Below are 12,877 nucleotides of genomic sequence, written 5' to 3'. Positions count from 1 at the left end.
CAAGCCGGAAGTTCCCGCAAAAAGCGGATAACGGATTGCTGTCACTTGAGATTTTCTTTTAGCCGCGGCGCAGCAATGCCTGCGCCATGCCCTCGTTTGTGATCACGCCGTTGATCAATCCACCCTGCAAGGCCGCCGTCAGTGCGCGCAGTTTGGCCTGCCCGACCGCGACTGCCACCATCAGTTTTCCTTGGGCGACCGACAGCGGCGCCGAGGCCACGCGCCTGTTGTGGGGGCAATCCACAAGCGCGCCGGTCTCGTCATATATCCAACTGGTTATCTCGCCCGCCGCGCCTGCCTTTTCAAGCGCGCCCAGTTCGTCCAACGGCAAGAACCCGTCCAGAACCATCGGCGCGGTCTCGGTGATCTGGCCGATCCCGACAAGGGTCAGGTCCGCGCGGGCACAAAGGGCAATCGTGTTTTTGACGGCCTCTTGTTCGTGCAGCACGTTCAATTCCGCTGCATCCCGTGCCAGAACCGGCAAGGGAAACGGATAGTGTTGCGCGCCCACGCGGTCGGCCATGCGGATGACCGCGTTATAGGGCGTGGCCGACCCGTCCGACATCATGTTGCCAAGACGCGAGACAATCCGGTGCTGCGGACACGACATCTGTGGCAGTTGTTCAACGCAGGCCTTGAGCGCACGGCCCGTGCCAAGGGCAATGATCTTTTCGTCGGGCGATTTCAGCACACGCTCCATTTCGGCGGCGGCGGCGATGGCGACACCTGTCAGCAGGTCGGGCGCGGCCGGGTCCGATGGCACGATTTCGCACATGCGCAGGTCGAATTTCTGCTTCAGGTCCTGCGCCAGATCCATGCAGCGACCAATGGGGTGATCCAGCCGCACCTTGATCAACCGTTCCGATACCGCCAATGACACAAGCCGCTGCGCCGACTGGCGCGACACGCCCAGCTTGCGCGCAATGTCGTCCTGGGTGTTGCCGGCGACATAATACAGCCACCCTGCGCGCGCCGCATCGTCCAGCCGCCCCGGATCGCCCGATGGTTTGCCATTCGCGGCCATGTCAGCCCTCGTTTCTGCGCAGTTCGGGCATCATGTGAAAGAATTGTTGCCAATTGTCAAAGACCGGCACCTGTGGCGGGGTCTTGAGATCGGCCAGATCACGGCCTTTCAGGTGGGTGCCACCGATATAGCGGATCACAGGCATTCCGGCGGCAAGCCCCGCATTCACCCCAGGCAAGCTATCCTCGATAACCAGACAGCGGGACGGTTCAACACCCATCTTTGCCGCCGTGTGCAGGAACAGATCAGGGGCGGGTTTGCCGTTCCTGACCTCGGAGGCCGTAAAGACCGCGCCGCCAAAATAGCTGGTCAGCCCGGCAAGTTCGAGCGACCATTTCACACGCGGGGGGCTGCTGGAGGTTGCCACACAGATCGGATGCCTGATCGCGTCCAATACGTCGCAAACACCCTGTGTCACTGTCAGTTCCTTGCCGAACGCATCAAGCAGGCGCGCGCGATACTGCGCTTCAAAATCATCAGGCAGCGTGACGGAAAATGCCTCGCGGATGGTTTTTGCCACTGTCGGAAAGCTGCGCCCGACAAAATGGCTTGAGAAATGCGCAAGGTCCACCACCACACCCAGGTCGGCCAAGGCGTCGATCAAAACACGCGCGCTGATACCCTCGCTGTCGATCAGCACGCCATCACAGTCAAAGATCACAAGGTCAAGGGATTGGGCCACGCGCGCTCCTGTTTGCAATCGCTCCAGATTAGGGGGCGGGGGCAGATCGTCAATGGCCGCATTTGCGCTTGAACAGGGTAGCTGTGCGGCGGATAGTCCGCGAAACGCCCGAACAGGACCGCCATGACCGACCTTCAGAACGCCAAAAATATCGTGCGCGGATTTCACGCCGCACTTGCCACAGCAACCCCAGATACGGTTGCGGATGTGCTTGGTCAGGTCACCGGTGCCGACTATGTTTGGCGCGGCATGCACCCGTTTGATCAGCAATCGGGGGCGGCTGATGTGGCGCGGGTTTTTTGGGCGCCGCTGCTGACATCGCTGACCCGTCTGCAACGGCGCGAGGATATATTTTTTGCCGGACTGAACGAAATCGACGGCGAAACCAGCACCTGGGTCGTGTCGATGGGGCATCTGGCAGGGCTTTTTGATGCGCCCTGGCTTGGCATCCCGCCGACCGGCAAGATGGTGTTCCTGCGCTATTGCGAGTTTCACAGGGTAGCCGGTGGCAAGATTGTTGAAACCGCGCTGTTTTGCGACATCCCGCATCTTATGATTCAGGCCGGGCAAGACCCGTTTCCACCGCAAACGGCCGCGCATCTGGTGCAGCCTGGCCCGATCGGCCACGACGGGTTGCTTTATGATGCCAACGATCCGGCGACAGGTGCCGCAACGCTGGCCGCGATCAATGCGATGATCAGCGACCTTGGCACGTGGGGTCTTGGATTGCCGCTTGAGGACGAACTGGCACGCACATGGAACGACGACATGATCTGGTGGGGACCGGCCGGTATCGGCGCGACCTATACGATTGAACGCTACGCCAAACAGCATTCCGGCCCGTTTCGCGCCGGCTTTACCGAGCGCTCGAAAACCCGCCACCTGTGCCGCATGGCCGAGGGGCACTTTGGCGGATTCTTCGGCTGGCCGAATTTCACCGCGGTCGCCACGGGCGGGTTCATGGGGCTGCCGGCAACCGGTAAGCCGGGTGAATTTCGCGTCATCGACATTTACCGCCGGGATGGGGACAAGCTGGCCGAAAACTGGGTCTTTATCGACGTGCTGCATTATCTGAACACCCAAGGTCTAGATGTGCTGGGCCGGATGAAAGCCGGACTGCGCACCTAGACGCGCACGCAGCCACAGGCGTTTCCCCCCAAGCCGATCCCGCCAAGCGCCCGTTCCACCGGGCACCCATACGCGCGACATTTCGCGTATTGACGTGTTACCATCAGGAATCTGATTGACGCCCCTCAAGACTCGCCCTACCAATCAGGACCTTGGGAGGGGTGATGAACGGACCGACGATTTATGATGTCGCAAAGACCGCCCGCGTCAGCCTTGCAACGGTTGATCGCGTCCTGAACAATCGCGGGGGCGTGTCGGCAAAGGCCGAGGCACGGGTCAAAGCCGCCGTCGCCCAAACCGGATATGTGCGCAATCTGGCTGCTGCGAACCTGTCGCGCCGTCGCGTTTACAGGTTCTGTTTTGTTGTCCCTTCCGGGGACACCGGTTTCGTTGCGCAGTTGCATGCCGCGCTGGAGCGCGAGCGTGCCAGATTGGTCGAAGATCAGATCCTTATCCAGATCATTCCGACACAGGCCTTTGATGTGGCGGGGCAAGTCGCAGTCTTGCGCGATCTTGATTGTGACGCGGTTGCGATCATGGTCAGTCAGTCGCCCGAAATCCACGAGGAAGTGGATCGCCTGTTGGCGTCGGGTGTGCGGGTCCTGACCCTTGTGGCTGATCTTCCGCAATCCAATCGCGCAGCCTATGTGGGGCTTGATAACGTGGCCGCCGGTCGCACGGCTGCCGAGTTCATGGGACGGTTCCTGGGCGGGTCCGGGTCGATCCTGATGATCGCCGGTTCATTGTCGGCGCGCGATCACAACGAACGCTTCATGGGGTTTCGCGGGGTCATGCAGGAACGGTTCCAGCATCTGACGCTCTTGCCGGCTGTTGAAGGCAATGATGACGCGCAAACTGTCGAACATTTGGTATCCCAAGCGACAAAAGCCCAGCCCGTGGTTGGCATCTATGCCATCGGGGCTGGCAACAAGGGATTGGTGCGCGCGCTACAGGGCATGGACCCAAAGCCCGTCACGATCGTCCATGAACTGACGTCGGTCTCGCGCCAGGCTTTGCGCGACGGCACAATTGATCTGGTCCTGGACCAGGACACCTCGACCGCAGTCGTGACCGCGGTTTCCATCATGCGCGACCTGACCGAAGGGCGCGATATTCCCATCGGAATCGGAAAAATCCCATTCAACATCTACAGCCGAGAGAACATCTAATGCGCAGCTACTTTGCCGATATCGAGCCCGTAAAATACGGTGGACCAAACAGCACAAACCCGCTGGCGTTCCGGCACTACGATCCTGATGAGGTGCTTGGCGACAAGACGATGGCCGCGCATCTGCGCTTTGCCGTGTGTTACTGGCACAACTTTGTGTGGGACGGAAACGACCCCTTTGGCGGCCAGACATTCACGCGCCCCTGGTTCCCCGCAGACACGATGGAACTGGCGAAACAAAAGGCCGATGCGGCCTTTGACATGTTTCGCATTCTTGGTGTCCCCTATTTCTGCTTTCACGACCATGATGTGCGCCCCGAGGGCGACAGCCTGCAAGAAAGCCACAAACGCCTGAACGAGATGGCGGATTATTTCGCGCAAAAAATGTCGCAGGGCGGGCCAAAGCTGCTTTGGGGCACGGCGAACATGTTTTCAAACCGGCGCTACATGTCGGGTGCCGCGACCAACCCCGACCCTGATGTCTTTGCCTATTGCGCCTCGACCGTGAAGGCGGCGATGGATGTGACACACCGCCTGAAGGGCGAGAACTATGTGCTGTGGGGTGGCCGCGAGGGTTACGAAACACTGCTGAATACGGATCTGGACCGCGAGCTGGAACAGATGGGCCGGTTTGTCAGCATGGTCGTCGATTACAAGCACAAGATCGGTTTCAAGGGCGCAATCCTGATCGAGCCGAAGCCGCAGGAACCGACCAAGCATCAATACGACTACGATGTCGCCACGGTTTACGGTTTCCTGAAACGGTTCGGTCTTGAACACGAGGTTCAGGTCAATGTCGAACAAGGCCATGCGATCCTTGCGGGCCATTCGTTTGAACACGAACTGGCGATGGCGCGCACTTTGGGAATTTTCGGTTCGATCGACATGAACCGCAATGACTATCAGTCGGGCTGGGATACGGACCAGTTTCCCAATTCCCCGTCCGAGGCAGCACTTGCCTACTACGAAGTTCTCAAGGCAGGTGGCTTTACGACCGGCGGCACGAATTTCGACGCCAAGCTGCGCCGTCAGTCTCTGGACCCCAGTGATTTGATCGCGGCCCACGTGGGTGGCATGGATGTCTGCGCGCGGGGGCTGAAGGCCGCCCATGCGATGATCACCGATGACGCGTTGGAGGGGCCGCGCCGCGCACGTTATGCCGGTTGGGAAAGCGACACGGCAAAGGCGATGCTGACCGAAGGTGCGACATTGGACGGCATTGCAGCAGATGCCGAGGCGCGCGCGATCCGCCCGCAGCCCGTTTCAGGACAACAAGAGAAACTCGAAGAATATCGTCAACCGCTACGTGTGACGACAAGGAGGAAGCTATGAAAACGATCAAAGGTCCGGCGCTGTTTCTGGCGCAATTCGCAGGCGATGAGGCGCCGTTCAATTCGTGGGATTCCATCACCAAATGGGCAGCCGATTGCGGCTACAAGGGTGTGCAGGTTCCCAGTTGGGATGCGCGCCTGATAGATCTGGACAAGGCCGCGACATCCAAAGGCTATTGCGAGGACTGGGCCGGACAGGCCCGCGCGAACGGCGTTGAAGTGACCGAACTTTCAACCCACCTGCAGGGTCAGCTTGTTGCCGTGCATCCCGCGTATGACGATGTTTTTGACGGGTTCGCAGCGCCCGAGGTGCGTGGCAATCCCAAGGCGCGTCAGGACTGGGCCGTTGATCAGGTCAAAAAGGCGCTGTCGGCGTCCAAACACCTTGGGATCGGCGCACATGCAACCTTTTCCGGCGCTTTGGCGTGGCCCTATGTTTACCCATGGCCACAACGCCCCGCCGGTCTGGTCGAACAGGCATTTGACGAATTGGCCAAGCGGTGGCTGCCGATACTGGATCACGCCGAGGAGTGCGGCGTTGATGTCTGTTATGAAATCCACCCCGGCGAAGACCTGCATGACGGGATCACCTACGAGATGTTCCTTGAGCGCACGGGCAACCACGCGCGCGCCAACATGCTTTACGATCCGTCCCACTATGTCCTGCAATGTCTGGATTACATCGACAATATCGACATCTACAAGGACCGCATCCGCATGTTCCACGTCAAGGATGCCGAGTTCAATCCGACCGGACGTCAGGGCGTCTATGGCGGCTACCAGTCATGGGTCAACCGCGCCGGACGCTTCCGGTCGCTGGGTGACGGGCAAGTCGATTTCGGCGCGATCTTTTCCAAGATGGCCGCCAACGACTTTGACGGCTGGGCCGTGGTCGAATGGGAATGTGCGCTCAAGCACCCCGAAGATGGCGCACGCGAAGGCGCGCAATTCGTCAAGGATCACATCATCCGCGTCACGGAACGCGCGTTTGATGATTTTGCCGATGGCGGCGCGGATACAGCTCTCAACGCAAAAATGATGGGGATCGACTGATGGCACCAATTCGGCTTGGCATGGTAGGGGGCGGCAATGACGCCTTTATCGGCGGCGTTCACCGGATCGCATCGCGCATTGACGGGCGGTTTCAATTGGTCGCGGGGGCGCTGTCCTCGACGGCAGAAAAATCCAAGGCCTCGGGCGCGGCACTGGGGTTGGATGAGGATCGTTGCTATGGCGATTTCACGGAAATGGCCAAGCGCGAGGCCCGTTTGAAAAACGGCGTCGAAGCGGTGGCCATCGTCACCCCGAACCACGTGCATTACCCCGCCGCGCGCGAGTTTCTCAAACGCGGCATCCATGTCATTTGTGACAAGCCGCTGACATCGACGCTTGCGGACGCCAGAAAACTGGTTGCGGCGGCGCAAAAGTCAAAGGCGCATTTCATCCTGACCCACAACTACACGGGCTACCCGATGGTGCGTCAGGCGCGCGCGATGGTCGCCGAAGGGGCTTTGGGAAAAATTCGCGTGGTGCAGGTGGAATATCCGCAGGACTGGCTGACAACGCCGATGGAAGGCGAAGGGTTGAAGCAGGCCGAATGGCGCACCGATCCCGCGCGTTCGGGTGCGGGTGGATGTGTCGGTGATATCGGCACGCATGCCTATAACCTTGCCGGTTTCGTGACGGGGCTGAGGTTGGAAAGCCTCGCGGCCGATCTGACCAGTTTTGTCGAGGGTCGCCGCCTGGATGACAACGTGCACGTGATGCTGCGCTACGTCGGCGGCGCCAAGGGCATGCTTTGGTCATCCCAGGTCGCGCCGGGCAACGAAAATGGCCTGAAGCTGCGGGTTTACGGCGAAAAGGGCGGCTTGGAATGGGCGCAGGAAGACCCGAATTATCTGTGGTTTACCGCCCATGGTGAACCCAAGCGGCTGCTGACGCGCAATGGTGCGGGCGCACATGACGCAAATCTTGCGACGTCGCGCATCCCGCCCGGTCATCCCGAAGGATACCTTGAAGGGTTCGCCAACATCTATAACGAAGCCGCGGATTTGATCATTGCCGCCCGCGATGGTGCAACGCCGGATCACCTGTTGCCGACGGTTCATGACGGGCTGGATGGTGTGGCGTTTATCGACGCTTGCGTGCGGTCTTCGGCGCGCAACGCGGCATGGGTCAAGGTATGACCAAAACGCCCGCCCCGCATTTGACTTTGGCGCTGACCAAGATTTGTCGCAGTTTCGGACCTGTCCAGGTGCTGCACGACATCGACATCGCGCTGGTCCCCGGTGAGGTGCATGCGCTGATCGGTGAAAACGGGGCGGGCAAATCCACGGCGATGAAAATCATGTCGGGCTATCTGACGCCGACCGCAGGCGCGGTGACATTGAACGGCGCGTCTGTGTCTTTTGCAAATTCACAAGATGCCGAAGAACAGGGTGTGGTTCTGATCCATCAGGAATTCAACCTTGCCGATCTGCTGAGCGTTGAACAAAACATCTTCCTTGGGCACGAGAAAAAGCGTGGCCTGTTTCTGGACAAGGCAGCGATGCAGGCCGAGACCCGCGCGTTGCTGGCCCGGTTGAATTGCACGGTCGACCCGTCCGCGCGGGTGTGTGATATCGCCAACGCCGACAAGCAAATGGTCGAAATCGCCAAAGCCCTGTCGCGCAAGGCCAAAGTGTTGATCATGGACGAGCCGACAGCCGTGCTCACCGAACGCGAAGCCGAAGTTTTGTTTGAACAGGTCGAACACCTGAAAGCCGCGGGTGTCGCCATTCTGTTCACCTCGCACAAGCTTGACGAAGTAAAGCGCATTTCGGACAAGATCACGATCCTGCGCGACGGGCATGTGGTGTCTCAAGGTCCGGCCAGTGATTACAACGAGGATCAAATGGCCGAAGCAATGGTGGGGCGCGATGTGTCGTCACTCTATCCGGCCCGTGCCGTTTCGGTCGGGTCCGATCTGGCGCTCGAGGTCACGGGGCTATCGGTGCCGGGGTTTGCGCGCGACATCTCGTTCAACTTGCGCAAAGGCGAAATACTGGGCATTTCCGGCCTGATCGGATCGGGGCGCACGGAAACGATGGAAGGTCTTATCGGCCTGCGCTCTGCCAGTGGAACAGTGCGCATTGATGGCAAGCCTGTTGCGATAAAATCACCACGACAGGCGCAGGATGCGGGGCTGTGCTATCTGACCGAAGACCGCAAGAGCCGCGGCCTCCTCCTGAACAAGGGGATGCGCGAAAACCTGACGCTCCAGTGCTTGCCCGACTTCACCAATTGGCTTGTGGACCAGGATCAAGAAGACGCCGCCCTGACCAAGGCGATCGCGGATTTCGACATTCGCGCACCGACGCGCCATGTGGCCGTTGGCAACCTGTCGGGCGGCAACCAGCAAAAGCTGTTGATAGCCAAAGTCATGCTGGCCGATCCTGACATCGTGATCATCGACGAGCCGACACGCGGCATTGATATCGGCACCAAGCAGCAAATCTACGAATTCATCCACGCGCTTTCTGCGCAGGGCAAATCCATCATCGTCATCAGTTCCGAGATGCAAGAGGTCATCGGCCTTGCCGACCGGATTCTTGTGATGCGTGCCGGGGCGATCGCGGGCGATGTGTCAGGCGCGGACATGACCGAAGACAAGATCGTGCGGCTTGCCATGGGGTTGGAAACGCAAAAGGAAAAGGCGCAATAATGGCCACGGCAGAAAAATCTCTGAAATCCAACATGTTCCCGGACCTCAAGGTCCTTGGTCCGATCCTTGCGCTTGTTGTGCTGGTTATTGTTGGCGCCGCGCTGAACGGGAATTTCCTCAGCGCGGGGAACATCAGCAATGTTCTGTCGCGCTCGGCCTTTATCGGCATCATCGCCGTGGGCATGACCTTCGTGATCACCGCCGGGGGGCTGGATCTGTCAGTGGGGTCGATGGCCGCGTTTATTGCCGGTCTGATGATCCTTGTGATGAACGGTCTGCTTCCGACGATGGGGGCGGGATGGCCCCTTGTCATGATGGGGATGCTCACGGCACTTGTCGCGGGCACCGCGGCGGGGTTCGTGAACGGGTTCCTGATTACGAACATGCGGATCGAGGCGTTTATCGTCACACTGGGCACGATGGGCATCTATCGCAGCCTTGTGACATGGCTGTCCGATGGCGGCACCCTTTCGCTTGATTTCGGAATGCGCGCGATCATCCGGCCGATCTATTTTGACGGCATTCTGGGGATCAGCTGGCCGATCATCGTCTTTGCCATTGTCGCGATCATCGGCGAGCTGGTCATGCGCCGCGCGGCATTTGGACGGCACGCGGCGGCGGTCGGATCGAATGATCAGGTGGCGCGGTATTCATCGGTCAACGTGAACCGCGTGCGCATGCTCACTTACGTCTTTCTGGGGGTGCTGGTTGGTGTGGCGACCATCATGTATGTGCCGCGTCTTGGCTCGGCCTCGCCCAGCACGGGCGTTTTGTGGGAACTCGAGGCTATCGCGGCAGTGATCATCGGCGGGACCATGCTCAAGGGTGGTTTCGGCCGCGTCTGGGGCACGGTGATCGGTGTTCTGATCCTGTCGCTTATCGACAATATCCTGAACCTGACGGACGGCGTGTCGCCCTATCTGAACGGGGCGATCCAAGGTGTGATCATCATTCTGGCCGTCATTCTACAGCGTGACAAGAAAGCAGAGGGCTAAGGACAGCCCCTTGCACCACCATGGTCAACAGAGGAGAAAAACCATGAAACTTACGACAGTAACCGCAGCTGCACTGGTCGCGACGCTTGCCGCGCCCGTGATGGCGCAAGACACCAAGGTGATCGGCGTGTCGATCCCGGCGGCCACACACGGCTGGGCCGGTGGCATGAATTTCCACGCGCAAGAGGCCGTGGACCGGCTGGAGGAGGTCTATCCCGAACTGGACTTTGTGCTGGCAACGGCCTCGGACCCTGCCAAGCAGGTGGACGATATCGAGGACATGCTTGCCACACGCAACATTTCAGCACTGGTCGTGCTTCCCTTTGAATCCGAGCCGCTGACCAGCCCTGTTCAGGCCGTGGCCGACAGCGGTGCATGGGTGACGGTCGTTGACCGCGGCCTTGCGATTGCGGGTATCGAAGACCTTTATGTTGCCGGCGACAACCCCGGCTTTGGCACGGTTTCGGGTGAATACATGGTATCGGCCATGCCTGATGGCGGCGACATCGTCGTGTTCCGCGGCATCCCGACCACCATCGACAACGAACGCGTCGCGGGCTTTGAGGCCGCAATCGACGGTTCGGGCATCAATGTGCTGGCAATGGAGCACGGCAACTGGAACCGCGATGACAGCTTTGCCGTCATGCAGGATTTCCTGTCCAAGTATGACAACATTGATGCTGTCTGGGCCTCGGACGACGATATGGCCATCGGCGTTCTTGCCGCAATCGAAGAGTCCGGCCGCGACGATATCCAGTTTGTTCTGGGCGGTGCCGGCATGAAGGAAATGATCGCCCGCACACGTGACGGCGATGAAATGATCCCTGCGAACGTGACCTATCCACCGTCAATGATCGCTACGGCCATCGAAATGACCGCCGTTGGCCTGACATCTACAGCGCCGGTATCGGGCACATTTGTGATCGGGTCGGTTCTGATCACCCAGGAAAATGCGGCTGAATTCTACTATCCAGACAGCCCATTCTAAGCAACAGGGTCTAGCGGGGGGCGCAGTCGTGCCTCGCTGGGCCCATTGCGGCAGGCCTGGCGCTGTCAGGCACTTATGCCACAGCGTTTCCGGCACACGTAGCGCGCCGATGCATCCCAATTCCGGTAATCCACGACTTCGATTGCGTTATTTCAGTTGAAATGGCGCTCCCTGAAGGATTCGAACCCTCGACCTGCCGATTAGAAGTCGGCTGCTCTATCCAGCTGAGCTAAGGGAGCGCATGGCGCACCTTATGGCGGGGCGAAACCGTTGCAGCAAGACCCTTAGTGGGTCCATGCCCCGCGCCGGTTGGTGGCGAAATTCTCGCCGTAGCCGCCCGCGCGGATGTTGGCCTTGCGGGTTTTTGGCTCTTGGACGGTCGCGTCGATGCCGTTTTCGGCGGCATATTCCAGCGCTGCCTCTTTGGTTTCAAACGACATGCGCACCTGGGCCTGGGTGTCGCTGGACGATGTCCAGCCCATCAGCGGATCAACGCTGCGTGCCGACGCAGGCGCAAATTCCAGAACCCAATTGTGGGTCTTGGCGGTGCCCGATGACATCGCGGTTTTGGCTGGCTTGTAAATTCGTGCGCGCATGACTGGCCCCGGTGGTTTTGACGTGACGCTGTTATCCGGCAAATCGCCCCGTGGCGCAAGGCGTCCTAATCGCCGGCCTGAAACGCCACCGGAAAGCGCACAAGATCACGGTCAAGCCCGGTTGGCCCTTCGTTCAGGCGCGTAAAGTAAAGATATGCCGTGGCACCCGTTGTCTCGAAATTGCGCGACGGGCTGTCGTGGTCAATCAACGTTGGATAAAGGTAAACGGGCGCGGTCGGGTCATCGGTGCGCCAGGGCAAGCGCGCCTCGACCACGGGCGTGCGGCGGGTCCATGTCACCAGATCGTCGGAAAAGGCGACATAAAAACCATAGACATTCGGGTCGCGTGCCGGATCGTTGCTGGTGCCGACCAACACGTATTTCTGCAACGCGGTGTTCCAGCTGATCCCTTCGTACATCTCGGCGATCTGGTCCAGGGCAACGGCGGGGCAGACAGATGCACCAAGGGCACGCGCGTCATCTGACCGGTAGGGATCAACAAAAACGCCCTCAAATCCCAGCCGGTCCCAGAACCGCCACGCCGTCGGATCGCCCAGATCATCAGTGCGCATCAGGCAAACGTGCTGAAACCCCAGCGGGTAGGTCTGCAATTTGATGAACGCATAGTAATATCCATCCCGCGCAATGATATTGGACGGGCTGAACGCACCAAAAATACCCGCATCGGGCACATAGGGCTTTTCGATCCCCGCAACGCGATGGGCCGGTGCCGCGCGCAGGTGGGTAAATTGTGCACCACCATCATCGGATCGCACGGCCGTGACGGTGTTATACCAGCAGCGGTCATACCTTGCCGACGGGCATTGCGCCGATACCAGTTCATTCCCGTGGTGTTCGTTGTGCACCAACCCGTGCACTACACCGCCCCCCACCGCATAAACTGCCGCAAGCCACTCGTAATGGGCGTATTGTGCGGGGTCACTGTCGTAGGTGCTTTGCATGACAGGCGCGCAATCCATCGCGAGCGTGTCAAAGTCCGGCCCTGTCATCCGGTAGGTGGTGTTGTGGCTGATGATTAGGTTTACCTGCCCGGCATCATCGCGAAAGGCGCGCGCAGGCAGGTCGGGGATGTTGTAGCGCTCGCAACGGTCCGCGCTCCAGTCAAAGACGACCTCCAGCGGGCCAGTGACCATGACGCCCATCCCGGCTGCAGCAGCCGCGACCGGACGGGGCGGATGCACATCAGCAAACGCGCCTGACGCAACCCATGCAAGACATACACCGATCAGCCCAAGTTTCAT

The 12,877-nt window shown here is 59.7% G+C and carries 12 protein-coding genes and 1 tRNA gene; 8 read left to right on the top strand and 5 right to left on the bottom strand.

Annotation, left to right across the window (positions count from 1 at the left end; genetic code table 11):
- Positions 1-58: 58 nt before the first annotated feature.
- Both SJY21_RS13850 and SJY21_RS13845 read right to left on the bottom strand, forming a co-directional pair.
- Positions 59-1,024: a sugar-binding transcriptional regulator gene (locus SJY21_RS13850; RefSeq protein ID WP_377511863.1), complete on the bottom strand. Its 966-nt coding sequence runs from the start codon at positions 1,022-1,024 to the stop codon at positions 59-61.
- A 1-nt stretch (position 1,025) separates the two neighbouring features.
- The gene (locus SJY21_RS13845) at positions 1,026-1,706 is read right to left on the bottom strand and encodes an HAD family hydrolase (RefSeq protein WP_377511860.1); all 681 of its coding nucleotides are present in this window, start codon (positions 1,704-1,706) and stop codon (positions 1,026-1,028) included.
- Positions 1,707-1,829: 123 nt separating this feature from the next.
- Here SJY21_RS13845 and SJY21_RS13840 point away from each other — a divergent pair, with 123 nt between their 5' ends.
- From SJY21_RS13840 to SJY21_RS13805, 8 genes are all read left to right on the top strand, one after another.
- Complete coding sequence (locus tag SJY21_RS13840; RefSeq protein WP_377511857.1) at positions 1,830-2,834, top strand: ester cyclase; 1,005 nt, start codon at positions 1,830-1,832, stop codon at positions 2,832-2,834.
- Between the two features lie 164 nt (positions 2,835-2,998).
- A complete protein-coding gene (locus tag SJY21_RS13835) occupies positions 2,999-4,003 on the top strand; it encodes a LacI family DNA-binding transcriptional regulator (protein ID WP_377511854.1) in 1,005 nt (334 codons plus the stop codon).
- Positions 4,003-5,334 carry a xylose isomerase gene (xylA, locus tag SJY21_RS13830; RefSeq protein ID WP_377511851.1) on the top strand — a complete coding sequence of 444 codons (1,332 nt, stop codon included), beginning with the start codon at positions 4,003-4,005 and terminating at the stop codon, positions 5,332-5,334. The genes SJY21_RS13835 and xylA overlap by 1 nt, the downstream gene beginning before the upstream one ends.
- A complete protein-coding gene (locus SJY21_RS13825; protein ID WP_377511848.1) occupies positions 5,331-6,386 on the top strand; it encodes a sugar phosphate isomerase/epimerase family protein in 1,056 nt (351 codons plus the stop codon). Before xylA ends, SJY21_RS13825 begins: the two co-directional genes overlap by 4 nt.
- A complete protein-coding gene (locus SJY21_RS13820) occupies positions 6,386-7,519 on the top strand; it encodes a Gfo/Idh/MocA family protein (RefSeq protein ID WP_377511845.1) in 1,134 nt (377 codons plus the stop codon). Before SJY21_RS13825 ends, SJY21_RS13820 begins: the two co-directional genes overlap by 1 nt.
- Positions 7,516-9,036, top strand: coding sequence for a sugar ABC transporter ATP-binding protein (locus tag SJY21_RS13815; RefSeq protein WP_377511842.1), 1,521 nt, complete (start codon positions 7,516-7,518; stop codon positions 9,034-9,036). Before SJY21_RS13820 ends, SJY21_RS13815 begins: the two co-directional genes overlap by 4 nt.
- Positions 9,036-10,031, top strand: coding sequence for an ABC transporter permease (locus SJY21_RS13810; protein WP_377511838.1), 996 nt, complete (start codon positions 9,036-9,038; stop codon positions 10,029-10,031). The genes SJY21_RS13815 and SJY21_RS13810 overlap by 1 nt, the downstream gene beginning before the upstream one ends.
- A gap of 43 nt (positions 10,032-10,074) precedes the next feature.
- A complete protein-coding gene (locus SJY21_RS13805) occupies positions 10,075-11,019 on the top strand; it encodes an ABC transporter substrate-binding protein (RefSeq protein WP_377511835.1) in 945 nt (314 codons plus the stop codon).
- 162 nt (positions 11,020-11,181) lie between these two features.
- Here SJY21_RS13805 and SJY21_RS13800 read toward each other — a convergent pair.
- The 3 genes from SJY21_RS13800 to SJY21_RS13790 form a co-directional block, all read right to left on the bottom strand.
- A tRNA-Arg gene (locus tag SJY21_RS13800) sits at positions 11,182-11,258 on the bottom strand.
- Between the two features lie 45 nt (positions 11,259-11,303).
- Positions 11,304-11,615: an ETC complex I subunit gene (locus SJY21_RS13795; RefSeq protein ID WP_377511832.1), complete on the bottom strand. Its 312-nt coding sequence runs from the start codon at positions 11,613-11,615 to the stop codon at positions 11,304-11,306.
- 65 nt (positions 11,616-11,680) lie between these two features.
- A complete protein-coding gene (locus SJY21_RS13790) occupies positions 11,681-12,877 on the bottom strand; it encodes a hypothetical protein (protein WP_377511829.1) in 1,197 nt (398 codons plus the stop codon).

This window comes from Octadecabacter sp. R77987 (assembly GCF_042466115.1).
Lineage (GTDB): Bacteria > Pseudomonadota > Alphaproteobacteria > Rhodobacterales > Rhodobacteraceae > SW4.
Note: the sequence above shows the minus strand (reverse complement) of the source record. Positions and strands in the feature narration are given on the sequence as shown.

Coding starts and splice junctions, on each gene's coding strand:
- SJY21_RS13850 (WP_377511863.1), bottom strand. CDS start 1,024: ATGGCCGCGAATGGCAAACCATCGGGCGATCCGGGGCGGCTGGACGAT.
- SJY21_RS13840 (WP_377511857.1), top strand. CDS start 1,830: ATGACCGACCTTCAGAACGCCAAAAATATCGTGCGCGGATTTCACGCC.
- SJY21_RS13835 (WP_377511854.1), top strand. CDS start 2,999: ATGAACGGACCGACGATTTATGATGTCGCAAAGACCGCCCGCGTCAGC.
- xylA (WP_377511851.1), top strand. CDS start 4,003: ATGCGCAGCTACTTTGCCGATATCGAGCCCGTAAAATACGGTGGACCA.
- SJY21_RS13825 (WP_377511848.1), top strand. CDS start 5,331: ATGAAAACGATCAAAGGTCCGGCGCTGTTTCTGGCGCAATTCGCAGGC.
- SJY21_RS13820 (WP_377511845.1), top strand. CDS start 6,386: ATGGCACCAATTCGGCTTGGCATGGTAGGGGGCGGCAATGACGCCTTT.
- SJY21_RS13815 (WP_377511842.1), top strand. CDS start 7,516: ATGACCAAAACGCCCGCCCCGCATTTGACTTTGGCGCTGACCAAGATT.
- SJY21_RS13810 (WP_377511838.1), top strand. CDS start 9,036: ATGGCCACGGCAGAAAAATCTCTGAAATCCAACATGTTCCCGGACCTC.
- SJY21_RS13805 (WP_377511835.1), top strand. CDS start 10,075: ATGAAACTTACGACAGTAACCGCAGCTGCACTGGTCGCGACGCTTGCC.
- SJY21_RS13795 (WP_377511832.1), bottom strand. CDS start 11,615: ATGCGCGCACGAATTTACAAGCCAGCCAAAACCGCGATGTCATCGGGC.
- SJY21_RS13790 (WP_377511829.1), bottom strand. CDS start 12,877: ATGAAACTTGGGCTGATCGGTGTATGTCTTGCATGGGTTGCGTCAGGC.